Annotated in this window: 17 protein-coding genes, 1 tRNA gene and 1 pseudogene; 14 read left to right on the top strand and 5 right to left on the bottom strand. The window is 26.0% G+C overall.

Features of this window, described 5'->3' with window-relative positions:
- Positions 1-53 precede the first annotated feature (53 nt).
- From KQY27_RS00705 to gyrA, 5 genes are all read left to right on the top strand, one after another.
- Positions 54-1,946: an ATP-dependent DNA helicase gene (locus tag KQY27_RS00705; protein ID WP_224424661.1), complete on the top strand. Its 1,893-nt coding sequence runs from the start codon at positions 54-56 to the stop codon at positions 1,944-1,946.
- Positions 1,947-2,139: 193 nt separating this feature from the next.
- Complete coding sequence (locus KQY27_RS00700; protein WP_224424660.1) at positions 2,140-2,577, top strand: MarR family transcriptional regulator; 438 nt, start codon at positions 2,140-2,142, stop codon at positions 2,575-2,577.
- Positions 2,578-2,711: 134 nt separating this feature from the next.
- Positions 2,712-3,959: an MFS transporter gene (locus KQY27_RS00695; RefSeq protein WP_224424659.1), complete on the top strand. Its 1,248-nt coding sequence runs from the start codon at positions 2,712-2,714 to the stop codon at positions 3,957-3,959.
- Between the two features lie 507 nt (positions 3,960-4,466).
- Positions 4,467-6,404: a DNA topoisomerase (ATP-hydrolyzing) subunit B gene (gene gyrB, locus KQY27_RS00690; RefSeq protein WP_224424658.1), complete on the top strand. Its 1,938-nt coding sequence runs from the start codon at positions 4,467-4,469 to the stop codon at positions 6,402-6,404.
- A gap of 281 nt (positions 6,405-6,685) precedes the next feature.
- A complete protein-coding gene (gene gyrA / locus KQY27_RS00685) occupies positions 6,686-9,109 on the top strand; it encodes a DNA gyrase subunit A (protein WP_224424657.1) in 2,424 nt (807 codons plus the stop codon).
- 176 nt (positions 9,110-9,285) lie between these two features.
- On the opposite strand, the gene KQY27_RS00680 is transcribed toward gyrA, so the two are convergent.
- Positions 9,286-9,361 (bottom strand) — tRNA-Arg (locus KQY27_RS00680).
- 406 nt (positions 9,362-9,767) lie between these two features.
- Here KQY27_RS00680 and rbr point away from each other — a divergent pair.
- Positions 9,768-10,307, top strand: coding sequence for a rubrerythrin (rbr, locus tag KQY27_RS00675; protein ID WP_224424656.1), 540 nt, complete (start codon positions 9,768-9,770; stop codon positions 10,305-10,307).
- A gap of 199 nt (positions 10,308-10,506) precedes the next feature.
- Here the strand turns inward: rbr and KQY27_RS00670 are convergent, their stop codons facing one another.
- Positions 10,507-11,241: a CPBP family intramembrane glutamic endopeptidase gene (locus KQY27_RS00670; RefSeq protein ID WP_224424655.1), complete on the bottom strand. Its 735-nt coding sequence runs from the start codon at positions 11,239-11,241 to the stop codon at positions 10,507-10,509.
- A gap of 468 nt (positions 11,242-11,709) precedes the next feature.
- Between KQY27_RS00670 and hisF the strand changes: the two genes are divergently transcribed.
- Positions 11,710-12,534 (top strand): imidazole glycerol phosphate synthase subunit HisF, encoded by an 825-nt coding sequence (gene hisF, locus KQY27_RS00665; protein WP_224424654.1) that lies wholly within the window; start codon positions 11,710-11,712, stop codon positions 12,532-12,534.
- A gap of 48 nt (positions 12,535-12,582) precedes the next feature.
- On the top strand, positions 12,583-13,557 hold the full coding sequence (locus KQY27_RS00660) for a DNA glycosylase (RefSeq protein ID WP_224424653.1): 975 nt from the start codon (positions 12,583-12,585) through the stop codon (positions 13,555-13,557).
- A 145-nt stretch (positions 13,558-13,702) separates the two neighbouring features.
- Here KQY27_RS00660 and KQY27_RS00655 read toward each other — a convergent pair whose 3' ends face one another.
- From KQY27_RS00655 to KQY27_RS00645, 3 genes are all read right to left on the bottom strand, one after another.
- On the bottom strand, positions 13,703-13,999 hold the full coding sequence (locus KQY27_RS00655; protein ID WP_224424652.1) for a transcriptional regulator: 297 nt from the start codon (positions 13,997-13,999) through the stop codon (positions 13,703-13,705).
- A gap of 354 nt (positions 14,000-14,353) precedes the next feature.
- Positions 14,354-14,620, bottom strand: a complete 267-nt coding sequence (locus KQY27_RS00650) for a winged helix-turn-helix domain-containing protein (protein ID WP_224424651.1) — start codon at positions 14,618-14,620, stop codon at positions 14,354-14,356.
- 107 nt (positions 14,621-14,727) lie between these two features.
- On the bottom strand, positions 14,728-15,057 hold the full coding sequence (locus KQY27_RS00645; RefSeq protein WP_224424650.1) for a MarR family transcriptional regulator: 330 nt from the start codon (positions 15,055-15,057) through the stop codon (positions 14,728-14,730).
- Positions 15,058-15,284: 227 nt separating this feature from the next.
- On the opposite strand from KQY27_RS00645, the gene KQY27_RS00640 reads away from it, so the two are divergent.
- From KQY27_RS00640 to KQY27_RS00615, 6 genes and pseudogenes are all read left to right on the top strand, one after another.
- Positions 15,285-15,686: an NUDIX domain-containing protein gene (locus KQY27_RS00640; protein ID WP_224424649.1), complete on the top strand. Its 402-nt coding sequence runs from the start codon at positions 15,285-15,287 to the stop codon at positions 15,684-15,686.
- Positions 15,687-16,153: 467 nt separating this feature from the next.
- Positions 16,154-17,473, top strand: a complete 1,320-nt coding sequence (gene lysA / locus KQY27_RS00635) for a diaminopimelate decarboxylase (RefSeq protein WP_224424648.1) — start codon at positions 16,154-16,156, stop codon at positions 17,471-17,473.
- Positions 17,474-17,531: 58 nt separating this feature from the next.
- Positions 17,532-18,404 (top strand): diaminopimelate epimerase, encoded by an 873-nt coding sequence (gene dapF / locus KQY27_RS00630; protein WP_224424647.1) that lies wholly within the window; start codon positions 17,532-17,534, stop codon positions 18,402-18,404.
- A gap of 356 nt (positions 18,405-18,760) precedes the next feature.
- The gene (locus KQY27_RS00625; protein ID WP_224424646.1) at positions 18,761-19,051 is read left to right on the top strand and encodes a 50S ribosomal protein L21e; all 291 of its coding nucleotides are present in this window, start codon (positions 18,761-18,763) and stop codon (positions 19,049-19,051) included.
- A gap of 4 nt (positions 19,052-19,055) precedes the next feature.
- On the top strand, positions 19,056-19,397 hold the full coding sequence (locus tag KQY27_RS00620) for an RNA polymerase Rpb4 family protein (protein WP_224424645.1): 342 nt from the start codon (positions 19,056-19,058) through the stop codon (positions 19,395-19,397).
- Between the two features lie 644 nt (positions 19,398-20,041).
- A pseudogene (locus tag KQY27_RS00615) lies at positions 20,042-20,608 on the top strand (DUF655 domain-containing protein); the annotation flags it as partial.
- Positions 20,609-20,615: the final 7 nt, after the last annotated feature.

The raw sequence follows: 20,615 nt of genomic DNA, 5'->3' as shown, positions 1-20,615 counted from the left end.
TTCATGACCACTAGCTATCATTTATTTATACTTCCATCACTAATATATTTTTGATGTCAAATTCTTTGTTTTGTCCAAATTGTGGAATGATGAAAAATAACTGTGTATGTGGAAATATACAAAAAAAGTCTAAATCAAAATATAATTCTACTAATTCTAATAATTCTCGTAATTCATATAAATCAAATAAATTTGCTAATTCTAATAATTCTAAATTAGTTTTATCAGACAATGAATTGAAAATGGAATCAGTTGGCATTCAAAATACTTATTCTATTGAGGATAATTTATTGGCTGATGGACGAGTTAAAGAATTGAAGAATAAATTTCCAAATATTAGTGAAGAGATAATTGAAAATTTTCCTTTTGAAACTCCGAGAAAAGGGCAGTTAGAAATTATATCTGATATTAACGAAGCTATTGAAGATGGATATAAATATATCATTCTTGAAGCTGGTACTGGTACTGGAAAATCAGCTATAGCTACTACTTTAGCTAAAATGTATCAGTCAGCTTATATTCTCACTATGACAAAACAATTACAAGCTCAGTATTTTAATGAGTTTGATTTTCCAATGGTTAAAGGAAGAGGGAACTTTTCTTGTTTACAAGATAATTTAGATTCAACCTGTGATATCGGAACTTGCAAAACTACTCCAAGTTCTCGAAACTTCTTTTGTAAATTTGGAATTTCAAGAACTCCAAATCTTACAGGGTCTGAAGCTTTTGAAGATGCATACGGAGTTCCAACTTTTTTTCAGGATGATGAACATTGCTATTATTGGCAACAAAAAACTAATGCAATAAATTCTCCTATTACATTAATGAATTATGATTATGCAATACTTGAATTGAATTATGTAAAGCATTTTCCTCCTAGAAATCTTCTTATTCTTGATGAAGCTCATAATATTGAAAATAAATTAATGAACACAATGGAGCTTACTTTATACAATAAAAGACTTGAAAAAGATATTAAAAAGAAAATTAATCCTAGTATTCTTAAAGAAAAAGATTATAAAGATTGGATAATGGAAATTGAAGCTATTAAAGATTCATACAGTGATATTGAAAGAAAAGATTTACCTAAAAATAAAGCTGATAGAATCAATTCTACTATAGCTAGATTAAAACAACTTAAAGAAAATCTTGAAAATGAGCCTAAAAACTGGATTATCGATCCATTGCCTGATGGAGTTTCATTTAAACCATTACGTGTTCATCAATATGCTAAAGATTATTTGTTCAGACATGGTGAAGTTTGTTTATTTTTGAGTGCAACAGTCCTCTCTCATAAGATGTTTTCTAAATGGCTTGGACTTAATCCAAATGAAGTTTATCATATGAAAGTGGATAGTCCATTTCCACCAGAGCAAAGACCTATTGAATTAAATATTGCAGGAAAAATGTCATCTAATAGAATTAAAAGAAGTGCTCCAAAGACTCTTCCTATATTAGAAGCTATTTTAAATAAACATAAAAACGATAAAGGTCTGATTCATACAAATAGCTATAAATGCCAGGATTATATTGTTAAAAAATTACCTAGCTCTCGATTGATTTCTCATACCTCTCAAAATAGAGAAAGGGTTCTAAATCACTTTGAAAAAAGTGAAGAACCTCTTGTATTAGCTAGCCCTTCTATGAGTGAAGGTGTTGATTTACCATATGATAAGTGCCGTTTTCAGATAATTTACAAGGTTCCTTTCCCTTATCTTGGTGATGAACAAGTAAATATGAGAATGAAGAGAGATAGGCGTTGGTATGCTTATAAAACAGTAATGACTTTGATGCAAGCATATGGCCGAGGAATGAGAGCTGAAGATGATTCTTGTTATACTTATATTCTTGATGGAGATATAGATATTCTATTTAAGAGCCCACTTTACAGATCTTTAGTTCCTCAATTTTTTAAGGAAGCTGTTGTTGATAATGATAAATTTTAAATAGTTTTTTGATTTTTTGTTTTTTGATTTTAAATATTATTATTTTAAATTTCTATTTATAAAAGAAATATTTATATAAAATAAAAAACAAATTAATTGATATATCAATTATAGATATATCAACTATTATAATAAATTAACAATGAAATATTAATAATTCAATCAAAAATTTAGCTGTTTTAAAAGTGAAAATATGGAAGATAGATTCGAATTCAGGGATGAAAAAGGACTTATGTGGTTAATTCCTAAGATTAACCATTTAATGAGAAATGAAATGGAAAATATCCTTAAAGAATATAATATTTCTCTTAGTCAATGGGTTACATTAGCTAGAATACATAGAATGGAAGGTTATAACCAAAAAAATCTAGCTGAAATTTCTCTTAGAAATAATGCAGCTATTACACGTATTTTAAATTCTCTTGAAGAAAAAGGGCTTGTTAAAAGAAAAGTGTCTCCCGATGATAAAAGAGAATTTTTGATTTATATTACAAAAAAAGGAGATCAATTATATAAAAAATCTGAAAAGATTTTATTTGATTATAATAGTGATATTGGCTCTATTTTCTCTGAATCAGAGTTAAATAAATTAGATTTTCTTTTGAAAAAGCTATTTTTACATTTAAAATAAATTTCTTAAATAAATTATTTTAAGATTATAACTTTAAGTGGGTTATATCTATAATAATAAATAGTTGAGGTATCAATTATTGATATTTAAACTATTTACAAATATTTTATAAATATTCTGTTAAATTGTAAAAGGTGTGTGTAATTTTAATAAATAAAATTAAAAAATATAATCAATCAAAAAATAATAATAACAATAATAAAGCATCTATGGTTGTATGGGCTGTATTTTTTGCAGGTATAATAGCATTTATGGGACTTGGTCTTGTAGATCCAATTTTACCAGCTATTTCTTCTCAACTTGGAGCGAGTCAAACTGAAGCTACATTACTTTTTTCTGGTTATAATGCAATAATGGCTGTTGCAATGCTTATTACAGGTTTTATAAATAGAAAATTAGGAACTAAAATAACACTTCTTGCAGGGATAGCTTTAATAGCTATATTTGCTGTGCTTTGTGGTTTAGGGCATAATGTTTGGGAAATAATAGTTCTTCGTTGTGGTTGGGGTCTTGGAAATGCTATTTTCATAGCTGTTGCCTTAACAACAATAATATCATTTTCTAAAGATAAAGTGAAAAAATCAATAATAATGTATGAAGCAGCTATTGGACTTGGATTATCAATCGGACCTATAATCGGAGGATTATTAGGGGGTTTTTCTTGGAGATTTCCCTTTTTTGGTGTTGGATTTTTAATGTTTATAGCATTTCTTTTAATCACTATTCTAATGCCAAAACATTCTCCTACTGAAGATCAAGTACAAGAATCAGTTGAACATCATAAAAATACTGAAACCTCTATATTGGATCCAATCCATGCAATGAAACATAAACATATATTAATATTTGGTTTTTTTGCTTTCTTATACAACTTTGGGTTTTTTACATTATTGGCATATGCTCCATTTGTATTAAATTTGTCTGCTGAAGGTATAGGATTAGTATTTTTATGCTGGGGTGTATTTTTAGCTATTAATTCAGTTATTATAGCTCCAAAGATTAGAAATAGGTTAGGTTCAATAAAATCACTATATTTAATTGTAAGTTTATTTGCTATATTGTTGTTAATAATGGGATTATTCACATCTATACAATGGGTAGTGATATTAGCTACAGCACTTTCTGGTATTTTAATAGGTAATATAAACACTCTACTAACAACTGTAGTCATGGATGGATCTCCAATTGATAGCTCAACAACATCTTCTGCATATAATTTCTTGCGTTTCATAGGTTCAGCTATTGCACCAGTCCTTGCAGGATTTTTGGGAGAAACTATTTCACCAAGCACTCCCTTTTTAGTTGGATTTGGCTTTTGTATATTAGCAATAATCTTCTTATTTTTCAACATTAGAAGAATTAAACATTTAAAACAGAAATAAAAGCTTAAATAAACTATTTACACACTTAATTTTCTATTATTTTATTATTTTATTATTTTATTATTTTTATTATTTTTTATTTCTTATTTATTATTTCTTATTTTTTTGTAAATTTTATATTTTTTCATGAAATTTTTATAAATATATTAGCTATTATTAAAAGCTTTAATTAAAAAATAAATAGATAAATTTCTATTTAAAAAATAAATAGATAGAATTATATGGTTTAAATCACTAAAATAAAATTGTATTCTTAAAATTAAAATAAAATTCTTAATTAAAATTTTAAATAAAAAAATTTTTACAATTAAAAAATGATTGAATATGGAAATGATTTGAGATTTGAAAATATGAATATCTTAAATATATGTTATAATAATTGTTATAATAATTATTTGAAGAAAATAAATGCAAAAGTTTGATTAAGAAATGTTAAATTATTAATATATGATAAAACAAATAGTAAGTTAATGATTAGTAGTTTTACATAATAAGGAAAAGATAAAAATGAATGAAAACATGAATGAAAGCACCTATAATGACAATGATATTAAAGTATTAAAGGGTTTGGAAGCTGTTAGAAAACGTCCTGGAATGTATATTGGATCAACAAGTAGTCGAGGACTTCATCATTTAGTCTGGGAAATTGTAGATAATTCTATTGATGAAGCATTAGCTGGTTATTCTGATATTATAAAAGTATTCATCAATAAAGATAATTCAATTACAGTTATTGATAATGGAAGAGGGATTCCTACTGGAATACATCCTAAAACTGGAGTTTCAACTATTGAAACTGTATTCACTGTTTTACATGCAGGAGGTAAATTTGGTGGAGGTGGATATAAAGTTTCTGGTGGATTACATGGTGTTGGTGCTAGTGTTGTTAATGCATTAAGTAGTTTTTTAGAAATTAAAGTTTATCAAAATGGTTCTATTTATTCAATGAGCTTTAAAAATGGTGGAAAAGACATTGAAAAATTAAAAGTTATAGGGGAATATGAAGGGGAAAAAAGTGGTACTGAAGTAACTTTTAGACCTGATCCAGAAATTTTCACAGAAACTACTGAATTTGATTATGATATTTTAAGAACACGGCTTAGAGAATTAGCATTTTTAAATAAAGGCCTCAAAATAATCTTGACTGATGAAAGAAGGGGAGAAGATAAAAAAGTTCAAGAAGAATTTATGTATGAGGGTGGAATAAAAGAATATGTTAAAATGCTAAATAAGAATAAAACGCCTCTTACTAAAGAAATTGTTGATGTAGAAGGTGAAATAGATGAGGTTATTATTGAAGTAGCATTACAATATAATAAAAGTTATTCTGGATTAATATATTCTTTTGTCAATAATATTAATACTCATGAGGGTGGAACTCATGAGGATGGAGTTAAACAAGCTTTAACAAAAGAAATAAAAAGATATGCCAAAGATAAGAAAATTTTAAAGGAAAAAGATGAACCTTTAATCGGTGATGATGTTAGAGAAGGTTTAGCAATGATCATATCTTGTAAACATCCTAATCCACAATTCGAAGGTCAAACAAAAACAAAACTAGGAAATTCTGAAGTTAAAAAAATTGCATCAAGTATTTTTTCAGAAGGATTTAGAAAATTCTTATTAGAGAACCCAAATGAAGCTAAAATAATCGTTGAAAAAGCAATGGCTGCTTCTAAAGCAAGAATAGCTGCTAAAAAAGCTCGTGAACTAACTCGGCGAAAAGGTGGATTAGAACTCACTACTCAATGGGGAAAATTAACAGATTGTTCATCTAAAGATGTGAAAGAAAGTGAACTTTTTATTGTGGAAGGAAATTCTGCAGCAGGGCCAGCTAAACAAGGTAGAGATTCTAGAATACAAGCTGTTTTACCAATTCGTGGAAAAATAATAAATGTTGAAAAATCTCGTTTAGATAAAATTTTAGCTAATGAAGAAATTCGAAGTTTAATAACTGCATTTGGTACTGGTGTTGGAGAAGAGTTTGATATTGAAAAACTTAGATATAATAAGATTATAATCATGACAGATGCGGATGTTGATGGAGCTCACATTAGAACATTGCTTTTAACATTCTTTTACAGATATTTTGAACCATTAGTAGAAAATGGTCATATTTATGCTGCTCAGCCACCTTTGTTTAAAATTTCTCATGGAAAAACCAATAAATATGTTTTAGATCAAGAAGAACTTGATGAATATGTTAATAACTTAAGTGAAAAAACTAAGTATGATATAAGTAGAATGAAAGGATTGGGTGAAATGGACCCAATTGAACTTAAAGAAACTACCATGGATATAAAAACTAGAAATCTTCTTAAAATTGAGTTAGATGATGCAATTTTAGCTGATGAAACTTTCCAAATATTAATGGGGGAAGATGTTGCTCCAAGAAGGAAATTTATTGAAGATAATGCATTGAATGTTAGAAATTTGGATGTTTAGTCGGATGTTTAATATTTTTATAAATTCTTTTGAATATATTATAGGATTTTTATAATTTTAATAATATTTTATAATATTTTTATAATATTTTCATAAGTATTTTTATAGATATTTCATAGATATTTTTATAGTATCTTTTTAGTATCTTTATAAAGTTTTAAAATATTATTTATAATATTTTTTAATTTTTTTATTTATGTTTTATAATCATGATTATATTCCATTATAATTAGAAGAATTATTATATTAGAAGAAATTTATGAATAAAATTGAGGAATAAAATGGAGAATGATATTGATAAAGTAACTAGGGTAAATATATCTTCTGAAGTAAAAGATTCATTCTTAGATTATTCTATGAGTGTTATTATTTCACGTGCTATACCTGATGTTAGAGATGGTTTAAAACCAGTTCACAGGCGTATTTTGTACACTATGTTTGAAGAGGGTATGCTTCCTAGCAAAAAACATCAAAAATCTGCTAATGCTGTTGGTGCTATTATGGGTCACTACCATCCTCATGGTGATTCAGCTATTTATGAAGCTATGGTTAGGATGGCTCAAGATTTTACTTATAGTAATACTCTCATTGATGGTCATGGGAACTTTGGTTCAATTGATGGAGATGGTGCAGGAGCATACAGATATACTGAAGCTCGTCTTTCAAAAATTTCAATGGAAATGCTGAAAGATATTAATAAAAACACAGTTGATTTTATAGATAACTATGATGGCCAAAGAAAAGAGCCAGTAGTTTTACCTTCAAGATTTCCTAATATTCTTGTTAATGGAAGTATAGGAATAGCTGTAGGTATGGCAACAAACATCCCTCCACATAATTTAGGAGAGGTAATAGATGGTTGTGTTGCATTTATTGATAATCAGGATATAACTGTTCTTGAATTAATGGATTATATTAAAGGGCCTGATTTTCCAACAGCAGCTTCAATTTTAGGAGATGCAGGGATTAAAAAAGCATATACAACGGGCAAAGGATCTATTACAATACAATCTAAAATTGATATTGAAGAAAAAAATGGAAAACACAAGTTAATCATAAGAGAAATACCTTATCAATTAAATAAAACAAATTTAATCGTTAAAATAGCTGAATTAGTTCGTGACAAACAAATTCAAGGTATATCTAACTTGAATGATGAATCTACGTTAGATGGAATAAGAATTGTCATTGATGTGAAAAAAGGATATAATGTTAATGTTTTATTAAATAATTTATATAAAAAAACTCAGCTACAATCTAATTATAGTATCAATCTTTTGATGCTTGTAAATAATAGGCCAAAAAGACTGAATCTTCTTGAAATTATAAATCATTATGTTCAATATCAAAAATCAATAGTTATAAGAAGAACTAAATTTGATTTAGAAAAATCAGAAAAAAGAGCACATATTTTAGAAGGTTTAAATATTGCTTTGGATAATATAGATGCTGTAGTAAAGATTATTAAAGAGACAGATGCTGTAGATGAAATAAAAAAAATATTCAATGAGCGATTTAACTTAACTGAAAAACAAAGTATAGCTATTCTAGACATGCAACTTAGACGGCTTTCAGGATTAGAAAGGAAAAAGATTAGTAATGAATTAACCGAAATCTTAAAATTAATTGAAGAACTTAAAGGAATTTTAGGTTCTGAAGATAAAGTTTTAAATATTATTAAAGAAGAACTCCTAGAAGTAAAAAATAAATTTGCACCTCCTCGTAGAACTATTATCGACAAATCTAGTGCTGAATTTATTGAAGATGAATCTTTAATTCCTGTTGAGAATATGATTATAACTTTAACCAATAAAGGCTATATAAAAAGTATTAAGCAAGATACTTATAGAACACAAAATCGTGCTGGAGTTGGTGTTAAAGGTATGGCTACAAATGAAGATGACTTTGTAGAAAATATGATTAACATGACCACACATGATTATTTAATGTTCTTTACAAATAAAGGAAAAGTTTATCGTTTAAAAGGATATGAAGTCCCTATTTATTCAAGACAATCAAAAGGTTTGCCTATTGTGAATTTATTGCCTTTAGATGAGGAAGAAATTGTCACTAGTGTATTAAAAGTTAACCAAGAAGAAAAATCTAAATATTGTTTATTTGCTACAGAAAGAGGTTTAGTTAAAAAAACAAAACTATCTGAATTTTCTAAAATTAGAAAAACAGGGAAAATAGCTATTAAACTGAAAGAAAATGACTCTTTAATTAGTGTTAAAAAAACTACTGGAAATGATCAAATTTTCCTCGCATCTTCAAATGGTAAAGCTATTCATTTTGATGAAAGAGAAGTTTCATCTTCTGGAAGAAATGCTTCTGGCTTAATAGGAATAAGAATGGATGAAGGAATTGTTGTTAGCTGTGAAATTACTAAAGATGGCCAACAAATCTTAACAGTAACAGAAAACGGTTATGGTAAACGAACAAATGTTGAAGACTATCGTTTAACTCATAGAGGAGGAAAAGGAGTTAAGGCATTAAAGAAAACCAAAAAAACCGGAAATCTTATATCACTTAAAGCTATTGATGGTGATAAAGATTTAATAATAGTAACTGAAGAAGGTATTGTAATAAGACTTCCACTAGAACAAACACCTTCTAGTGATCGTGTTACTCAAGGTACAAGACTTATAAAATTAAAAGATGGACAGAAAGTAAGTGCAGTTGCAACAATAGATAGAGAAGAGTAATGATATAGTTATTTTTCCACTACATTTATCTGTTTTTTATTTTTTATTTTCTATCTTATATTTTCTATTATATATTTTCTATTTTATATTTTTATTTTCTATTTTATATTTTTTATTTTTATTTTTCTATTTTAGTAAAATAAAAGATTTTTTTCATTTTAAAAGTAATAATAAAGCGGACCTGAGGGGATTTGAACCCCTGACCTGAGGATCCGAAGTCCTCCGTCATATTCCAGGCTAGACCACAGGCCCATTTATATAATGTTGCTAATTAATTATTTTAGATATTTAAAAAATAATCAGTTATTAGTTTTGTTAATATAGCTTAAATAATTTTTTATTATCATATGATAAAAATAATTTGATTCATACAATAATTAAAAACTTTATTTTCACTAAATTAATTAGAATCATTAGAGTTTAGAATCATTAGAATTGGAAAAACAATTAAATTTATATAATCTTGAATAGATAATATTTATTATTATATTTTATTATTATATTTTATTATTATATTTTATTTATTTATAGGTATTCTTGGGGTGTATTTTTTTATTTATAGGTTTTTTAATTAGAATTTTTATCTTTTAGATTTTTATCTTTTAGATTAAAAATAATTTTAGATTAATATTTTAGAGATAATTTAGAGGTAATTAAAATGTCAGATTTAAAAGGGACAAAAACAGAGAAGAATTTAATGAATTCTTTTTCAGGAGAATCACGATCTAGAAATAAATATACTTTTTATGCAGCTAAAGCAAAAGAAGAAGGTTATGAACAAATTGCTGCCTTATTTCTTGAAACTGCAGAAAAAGAAAGGGAACATGCAAAAATATGGTTTAAACTTTTGCATAATGATGAAATACCTGATACAGCAACTAATTTAGATGATGCAGCAGATGTTGAACATTATGGATGGACTAAGTATAATAAATTTGCAAAAGAAGCTGAAGAAGAAGGTTTTGACAAAATTTCTTATGTTTTTGAAATGGTAGGGCAAATTGAAAAGGAACATGAAGCAAAATATAGAAAACTTTTGGCCAATTTAAAAAATGATGAGGTATTTAAAAAACAAAAAGTATCAGTTTGGGAATGTAGAAATTGTGAATATATTATTGAAGGAGAATCTGCACCAGAAATTTGTCCAGTATGTGGATATCCAAAAGCATACTTTGAAATAAAGGCAGAAAATTATTGAAATTATAATACTAAATAGTATTATTTATTAAATAATATTATTTATTCTTTTATAAATTTATATTAAAATTTAATTAAAATCGATATAATAAGGTTTTTGAAGGATTTTAAATCCTGATTAGGAGTTCAAATCCCTTCAACCTAGTTTTCATTTTTTCAGTGTTTGTTAATTTTTATATATTTTTTAACTAATTTTCACATTAAAATAAAAATCCAGCCCCTGCACTGAGTGCTCCTAGGAAAATTATGGTATCAGTAGCTAAATGAACTATATAAGATGCTAAAATATTTTTACTCTTCAGATATACGAATAACATAATAATAGAACCTATTCCTTGAATCAAAATTACAGTTATAATACTTCCATAAGCATTATAATGCAATATTCCAAATAATATTACTGAAACTAAAGTAGCTATAATGATTCCCAATTTTCGTTGACCTGTAAATTTATATATTAAAAATAGAACTATTATAAAAGGAATTACTTTTATAAGTTCTTCACCGAATATTTGGAATGGGAAAGCTATCCAAAATAGGATACTATCTAGATGACTAATTGCAGGATTCGTATGTGCTACAATACCTATTGATTTTAATAGAACACCCATTACAAGTGAATATACGAAATATAGAATTATAGTTCCTAATATCAACCATATGTCGCTTTTTTGGAATTTTTTACATATAAGTCCTAATTTTCCATTAGCAACATAAAAAAAAGTTGCAAATGGAATTAAAAAGTAAATAAACTCAGATATGTATTGGGGGATTCCTGCTTTTGGGATTAAACCAAATAATAAAGTTATTAAAAAACCTATTGTCAATATAATCCATTTTCCATTGGATAAATGAGGGTTGTTGTTATAAAACGGAAAGTCTAATCCTTTTCTTTCAAATTTGAATTTATCTTTATTTTCACTATTTTCAGCCATGCTCACCACATTATTTAATTTAATTTTTAATTGATTTGATTAATATAATAATTAATATATTTAATTTTATTTAATTTTATTTAAATTTAATTATTAGTTATATTTTTATAATTTTTTAGTTTATTTTTCAGTATTTATCAGTACTTATCAGTATTTTTATAGTATTTTTATATATTATTTATAATTTTTATAAATATTAATATAATGAAATAGATAATAATTATAATAAATTTCATCTTACAATATTATAATATAATAATTTTATAACTTTATAATTTTATAATTTTATAATATTGAAAATATTAAATTTAATTCAAAAATAATATTAAAAATAATATTAGAATTTAAAATATTACTAGAAATAATATTAAAAATAATATAAATTATATAAAATTATATAAAATAATTTAAAATAATTTAAATAGTTTAAAATTAAAATAATTTAAAATTCAATTTAGGAGAATTGTAATGTTAACAAAAAGGATTATTCCATGTTTAGACTGTGATCTTCAAGTTCCAGAAGGTCGTGTTGTTAAAGGAGTTGAATTTAAACAAATAAAGTACGCTGGAAACCCAGTGGAATTAGCTAATAAATATTATGAACAAGGTGCTGATGAAATTGTTCTTCTTGATATCACGGCTTCAAAGGAAAAAAGAGCTACTATGAAAAATGTAGTAGAGGCTGTAACAGAAAATGTATTTATTCCTATATGTATTGGTGGAGGAATTAGGAAAGTTGATGATTATGTTGATATGCTAAAAGCTGGAGCTGATAAATGTTCTACTAATACTGCAGCTATCCATAATCCTAGTCTTATCAATGAAGCATCTGAAGTAGTTGGTACTCAAGCTTGTGTAGTGGGGATTGATGCAAAAAGAAGATATGTTGATAATCCTAAAGAAAGTGATGAAAAGAATATAATCGAGACTAAGGATGGATATTGTTGGTTTGACACAAGTATTTATGGTGGAAGTGAGTTTACTGGTATTGATGCTATTGATTGGGCTCAAGAATGTCAAGAACGTGGAGCTGGTGAAATTCTCTTAACTTCTATGGACAGAGATGGAACTGAAATTGGTTATGATCTTGAACTTACAAAAGCTATTAATGATGCAGTTGATATTCCTGTGATAGCTTCTGGTGGCGTTGGAAAACCTAAAGATATCCTTGATGCTTTTGAAATAGCTGATGCTAGTGCAGCTCTTGCAGCTAGTATTTTCCATTTTGATGAATACCCTGTACCTATAGTCAAAGAGTATTTGAAAGAAAAAGGCGTCAATGTTAGATTATAGTCATATATTATTGAATTATGATCTAATTATTGCATATTTGGTTTAATCATGAAAATTGATTCAACAATTGACCTAAAACTTACCCAAGAATCAGGCCAAACTTCACAATCTCCTTGGAAAAAGATAGAATTTGGTTATTGTGACATGATTTATGTAGATAATGTGCCGATTCTTGTTAAAGCTTATCAAAATGATATTTCTAAATTAAATGTTGATTTTGAACTTTCATCTTCTAAAAGTGATAGTGTTAGTGATAATGATTATAGTTCTATTGATGAAATAGCTATTGAAAAAGAAATAATTAGAATTTTTGACCTAAACTTTGATATTAATAAATTTTATAGCTATTTAGCTGAAGATGATAAACTTAAACCAGCTATTGATTTTTGTAGGGGTCTTCGTTTGTTTTTAGCTAAAGATCCTTTTGAGGCTATGGTTTCCTCTATAGCTTCAGCTAATAATTCTATTGCTCGTTGGACTAAATCTATAGCTAAAATTCGTGATAAATGGGGAAATCCCGTAAACTTTCCTTCTGGAACTTTTTATACATTTCCATCACCTGCATTGCTCATGTCAGTTTATGAAGATGATTTTGAGGAGTATGAAGCTCGTAATAAATCTATTGAGATTGAATGCTGTATAAAGAATCTTAAAGCCTGTGGTGTAGGTTATAGGGCTCCTTATATGAAAAAAACTAGTGAAATTCTAAGTGTTGAAGAAGATTTAATAGAACTTCCTAAGATGAAATATGAAGAAGCATTTGAAACAGTTCTATCTCTTCCAGGTGTTGGGCCTAAAGTAGCTGACTGCATTCTTCTCTATGGATATGGTTTTAAAGAAGCTTTTCCTTCTGATGTTTGGATAAAAAGAATTGTTTCTTATCTTTATTTTGATAATAAGGATATTTCTGTTGATAAAGTCCGTGAATTTGGAATGGAAAAATTTGGAGATTATGCTGGATATGTTCAATTATATCTATTCCATTATGCTCGTAAATCTGGTTTAATGGATAAATTAAAATAAAAATGATTTTCATTTGTTATTTTTGTAATTATTATTATTTTTATTATTATTTTTGTAATTATTTATTTGTTATTTTTTATTTATTTTTAATCATTTTTTTATTTTATTTGTTTTTCTGATTTTTTTCTGTTTTATAGATTGTTTGTTATTTTTTATCAATATTTTCTTTTGTTTTCAGATGTTTCAATACAGCTTTTCCTTTTGAAGTTATATGATATAATCTACCTTTTCTTGCATTTTCATTAATGCATGTTATAAGATTTCTTTCTTTTAAACCAGTAAGGTGACTACTAACATGGCTGGTTATTGTACCGATTTCAATAGCTATTTCTGAAGGAATTTTTAATTTTTCATTTTCAAGGGCCTTTAATATATCTTTTCTATATTTTGATGGTTTTACATAGGTTAGAAGGTCTACCATTTCTTCATCGTATTTTTTCATTAAATTCTCCTTGTATTAATTTATTGAACTTGTAGAAAATATGATTTTGCTTTTATATTTTTATATATTTAAAAAATCATATAAAATATAAAATATTAAATCATATATATCTTATTTTTACTCATAGCTACTTTTTATATCAATTCAATTTATATTTAGTGTAATAATTAATACGATTTAAATATAGAATAGATATATTATGTTTAATTTAAAAAAAATTTAATTTTATTCAATAAATTGGATATAATATAAATATAATAATATATGTATAATATAGACATGAACTATAATATGGCTTGTTTTATTTTATTATAAAAGATATAATTTTTGTTAAATAAAGTATATTATTAAGTATTATAGGAATTCAAGTAGATTCATTCCTTTATTTGTTATGCAATATAATCTTCCTTTTTTCTTTTCTTCATTAAGGCATTTTACAATATTCATTTCTTTCAATTCCCTAAGATTAACACTTATATGATTTGTTTTTAAATCTAATGCATATCCTATTTCTGATGGAATTTTCATACTTTGATCAGATAAAACTTTTATAATTTGTTGTTTTTGTTTTGAGGCCTTTATCGCAGATAATCCTTCTAAATATTCATCATTAATTTTCATTTGGGGATGTCTCCGGTAGTAATCTCTGTTTCAATTTTTGTATGTTTTAAACATAATAAGATTTAAAAAATAATAAAATATATTATTTAAAGATTTTCTATGTTCAATCATGATTTAATTATAATCTTTCCAATATTTCTTCCAAGCTTAGTTATTTCATGTTTTTTATTTTTCTTATCTTTTTCATTGATACATACTATAAGGTCATGGGTTTTTAAATCATTTAGAATTTTACTTGTGTGTGACATACCAATTCCAAGGATTTTAGACATTTCTGAAGGAGTTTTAACATTTTCATCTTTCATAAATATTTGCAATGCTTTTTGGCGATGTTTTGATGATTTAATGTCTGATATAATATTTAAATAAGTTTTATTATTTAAAAAAAGTTCTTTTTCTAGATTTTTATTTTTTAAATATTCATCTTTTTGTTCCATGATTTATACCATGTTATAAGCTAATGAATATCTTTATTATATTTAGTGGTATTTTTAGTTTACTTTAATTATGTTTTATATTTTATTTATGCAATTTTAAAATTTTTTTAATAATAATTTAATATAATAATTTAATAATAAAATTATATAGATTATATAGAATAAATATATTAAAGATAATTTATAATTTATTAGTAGTGAAATAATATTAATTTGAGGATGATTTGATGGATATTCCATATGGATTGACAATGAGAGGATTATTGAAACAAAATGATAAAATTTTAATTTTAAAAAGACATCCAAATTCAAAAACAAACCCTAATCGATGGGAACTTCCTGGAGGCAAAGTTGATCCTGGAGAAGACTTTGATGATGCATTAATAAGAGAATTTGTCGAGGAAACAAATTTAAATATAAAAATTGGCGATTTAGTGGGAGCAGTTCAGGAAAATTTCTCTTATAAACGGACTGTGGCATTAGTAATGCATGTTGAAATTATATCTGGAGAAATAGCTATAAGTGATGAACATATTGATTGGAAATGGGCGTATATGAATGAAATTAAAGATTTAGATGTTTCTGGATGGTTTAAAAAGCTATTAATTGAAAAAAATTATGAATTATAAAGCTATGAATTATAATATATTATAAATAACTAATTTTTTATTATACATAACCGTTTTTATATAATAAAAATTATTATAATTTTTTAGTTTTTTTAGCTATTTTTTATTTAGTTGTAGATATAAATATAGAATATTCTTTTCTTTTTAATATTTTTAAGACAAATTATTGTTTATTATTCAATTTTAATCAAGATTCTCCTACTAAAAAACATTTATATAATATAAAAGAGATATTATTTATTGATAGCTATTTACTTAAAAGGGAATTAATATTAAATAAAAAAATATAGAAAAATAAAAGTTAATTAAAATAATAAAAACTAATAAAAGTTAATAAAAGCTAATAAAAATTTTTAAAAATAATAAAATCAAATAAAATAGAAATAAAACTTATAATAAACTATTTTTAATTAAATTTAATTTATAAATAGTAATATAATAATATTTTTTTTATCAGGAGGACTTAAATGGATTTAAATCTTAAAGTGAATCAAAAAGGGCACATGGACATTGGTGGGGCAGATACTGTTGAACTTGCAGAGGAGTATGGAACTCCTTTATATGTTATTGATGAAGACAGGATAAGAGATAACTACAAAAGAGTTTACAATGCTTTTACTAAATATTATTCTGATTTCAAAATACTTTATGCATGTAAAGCTAACACTAATCTTTCTGTAATGAGAATACTTGAAGAAGAAGGTAGTTGTGTTGATGCAGTATCTCCTGGAGAAGTATATACTTCACTTAAAACTGGGTTTTCTCCAGATAGAATTCTTTTCACTGGTAACAATGTTACTAACGAAGAATTGAAATATGTAGATGGAACTGGGGTTAGAATTAATCTTGACTCTATTTCTCAGCTAAAAAGACTTTCAAAAGTTGTTGATCCAGAAGGATACAAAATTTCATTCAGAGTGAACCCTATGGTTGGTGCAGGACATCATGAACACTGTATTACTGGTGGAGAAATGAGTAAATTCGGTATAAAAGAAAGTGAAGCTGTTGAAGTATATCAAATGGCAAAAGATATGGGATTCAACCCTATTGGAATGCACACTCATATTGGATCTGGAATATTGGATCCTGAACCATTTAAACTAGCTACTACTGTTTTAATGGATATAGCTGGAAAAGTAGCTCAAGGAGCAGATATTGACTTTGAATTCTTAGATCTTGGTGGAGGTCTTGGAATACCATATGAGCCGGAAGAAAACTTACTTGACATAGATCCTTTTGCAGAAGAGATCACTGGAATATTTAAATCAAAATTATCTGAATATGGAATGGATGGAGCTAAAAAGCCTTATATGTATATTGAACCTGGAAGATATCTTGTTGGTGATGCTGCTATTCTTTTATCAAGAGTTAACACTATTAAAGAAAGCTATCGTAAATTCATAGGTGTGGACTCTGGATTTAACACTCTTCTTCGTCCAGCTATGTATGGTTCATACCATCATATTGTGGTAGCTAACAAAGCTAAAGATGCTAAAGAAATAAATGAAAATACTCCGGGTGTAGAAAAAATTGATGTTGCAGGAAATGTTTGCGAATCTGGAGATTTATTTGCAAGAGATAGAATCCTTCCAAAAGTTGAAGAAGGAGATCTTCTAGCTATTATGAATGCAGGAGCTTATTCATTCTCAATGGCATCTCAATATAATTCTAGACCTAGACCTGCTGAAGTTTTAGTTAGTGATGGAAAATCTGAAATTATTAGAGAAAGGGAAACTTATGAAGATCTTTATAACAATCAGATTGTTCCAAAAAGATTAGAAAAATAAATTTCCTTTTTATTTTTCAATATTTCTTAATTTATATTATTTTAAGGAGACATTAAAAATGAATTTATCAGGATTAAAGTTTTCTAAAATGCATGGTCTTGGAAATGATTATGTTGTAATAAATGAATTTGATCACGAAATTATTCCAGAAAACGAAAAAAATACCTTTTCCATTGAAATTTGTAAACGTGGATTTTCTGTTGGAGCTGATGGTGTTATTTTTGTTTGTCCAGCTACTGATAATGGTGATATAAAGTTTAGAATATTTAATGCCGATGGTAGTGAAGCTGAAATGTGTGGAAATGGTATTAGGTGTTTTTCTAAATATGTTTATGATAATGACATCATTAAAAAAGATAAACTCAATGTTGAAACTTTAGGTGGGTTGAAGATAGTTGAGATTACACCAGATAAGGAAAACAAAAATATTTCAAGTCTTTTCAAAGTTGATATGGGAATATCAACATTTAAAACAGCTGAAATTCCAATGATAGCTGAAACAGAAGAATTTTTAGATGAAACATTAGTCGTTGATGGTGAAGAAATATCCATGACAACAATTAGTGTAGGAAACCCTCATGCAGTTATATTTACAGAAAATGCCGAAAAAATAGACTTAAATAATTATGGTCCAGCTATTGAAAACCATGAATCTTTTCCTCAAAGAATCAATGTTCATTTTGTAGAAATTATATCAAAAAATGAAATTAAAATGATTACTTGGGAACGTGGAGCTGGATTTACTTACGCTTGTGGTACTGGAGCTACTTCCTGTGTTTTAAGTGGTTTTAAGCTTGGAATTTTAGATAATAATGTTCTAGTTCATCTTCCTGGAGGAGACTTGGAAATTGAAGTTTACAAGAAAGATGATGAGCTTGGAGCATTTATGAAAGGCGAAGCTGAATTAGTATTCACTGGTAAGATGATTTAAATATAGTAATTCTATAAAATTATTATTTTTGTTAATATCACTATATTTTTATTTTTTTATTTTTTACCTTTTTCATTTTTTTAAATTTTTGAAAATCTAAAAAGCAAAAATATATTAATACCTTTAACAAGAATATATTAATATTATCAAAGATAGGATAAATTTTCATAATTTTTATTTTAATATAATATTATTTTAATAAAATAATTTTAATATTATAAAAATTCATTTAAAAATACTTTGAAATAATATCCAATGATATTTTATGTAATTTTTTATTAGCTATTGTCTTATTTTCAATCATGACCATAGTTACATTAATACTTAATAAATTATAATTATAAGAGGTTATTAAAATGCAAAGATCAAGAGGATCTAGAAGTAGATCAAGAAATAAAATGACTAAGGTTTCAAGACCTGGAAGATCTAATCCAATAACTAGAAAAATTCAAAAATTCAATAATGATGATTTAGTACATATCATTATAGACCCTAGTATTCACAGAGGTCAACCACACACAAGATTCCATGGTAAGACTGCTAAAGTAATTGGATATAAAGGTAATGCTTATATTTTAGCATTAAATGATGGAAATAAATCTAAAGAATTAATTGTTAGACCTGAACACTTGAAACCACAAGAGTGATCCCATGATAGGGAAGAAAGCATTGGAAAATGAGCCAATTCCTACAGCTAAAGTAAAACAAATTCTTGAGAATTTTTCAGAAACCTATGAATTAAGTTATGAACAAAATTTAACTTTAGATCATGTTACAAAATTTAACAAAATCTCTTTAGAAGATGCTGAAGAATTAATAGAAAAATTAAGTGATATAGTCAAAAAAAAGCATGCTGTACGTATTGCAGATATCATGCCAAAAGACTTATCTGATTTAAGATTAATGTTTGCTAAAGAGAGAGTGCCTATAAAAAAAGAAGAATTAGAAGATATTCTTAAAATTGTTAATGAATATAGGCGTGAAGAAGAATAAATTTTGTAAATTTTTTTATTTATCTAATACAATTTATTAATCATTAGTTATTAATCAGCATTGATTTTTGCACATATTATTGATTTATAAGTTAGTTTATTAGATTTCATTATTTTTATTATTTTTATTGTTAAATAACTTGTTTTTAAGAATTTAATTTTGATTAAGATGATTATTTAGATGCTCTGTTTTTAAATTCTGGTATAATCTTATTATAATAATATTTTATTATAATTTATTATAACCTATATCCAATTTTGATTCATCTATTATAATCTAATCTCATTTTAATATATTGATATTTAATATCATTTATTCTAATATCATTATATTCTAATATTATTATTAATTAATTCATATTATATAATTAATTCATATAATAAAATATTATTTTTTTTAAATATTATTATCAGATATTCATTAGTTAGCTAATAATGACATTTTTTAATAAATTAATTTTTACTATTCAAAAATATTTCATTTTTATAGAAAAGTATTAAATGTAATAGAACCAATATGAGGATAAGTATAATTTAGAGATAACATAATATTTGAAGATAAAATAATTAATAAAAATAATTTGAAATTGTCAGTAGTTAGTTAAAACTATTAAGTTTGAAAAGTTGTACTGATGTTGTGATTAAATGGAAGATAATGCAGTAATATTAGACTATTTACCTTTAGGTTATGTAAAGGAAAACATGTCTACCTTTAAAAAGAAACCTGTTGCTCAGGCTATTGGAACGGAAAATTTCACTTTACTTGAACTTATTCCAAAAGACCACACTGATTTAGAAATTCATGAGAATGTTTATATTGGAGCTGGAAAAAGGGATAAAATAAGTCGAGTAAAAGGTAAGCTTGATTTTGAAAACTTAACTGCAACTAGTCGAATTGAAATCGATTATGTAATCGGTGAAATAATAATGGCTCATGAAGAGAAATATATCAAATGGATTAATGAAGCTGGATCCTTAAGCACACGTTTACACAAATTAGAGCTATTGCCAGGTATTGGTAAAAAACATATGTGGGACATAATTGAAGCAAGGGAAGAAAAACCATTTGAAAGTTTTGATGATTTACAAAAAAGAGTTCCATTACTTACAGATCCTGTAGCTAGTATAGCTAAAAAAGTTAAAATGGAATTAGATACAACTCAACCAAAAAGAGGTAAAAACAAATATCGTGTATTTACTCAAGCTCCAAGAAGGCCTG

Origin of the sequence: Methanobrevibacter sp. TMH8 (genome assembly GCF_020148105.1) — an archaeon.
Lineage (GTDB): Archaea > Methanobacteriota > Methanobacteria > Methanobacteriales > Methanobacteriaceae > Methanobinarius.
Note: the sequence above shows the minus strand (reverse complement) of the source record. Positions and strands in the feature narration are given on the sequence as shown.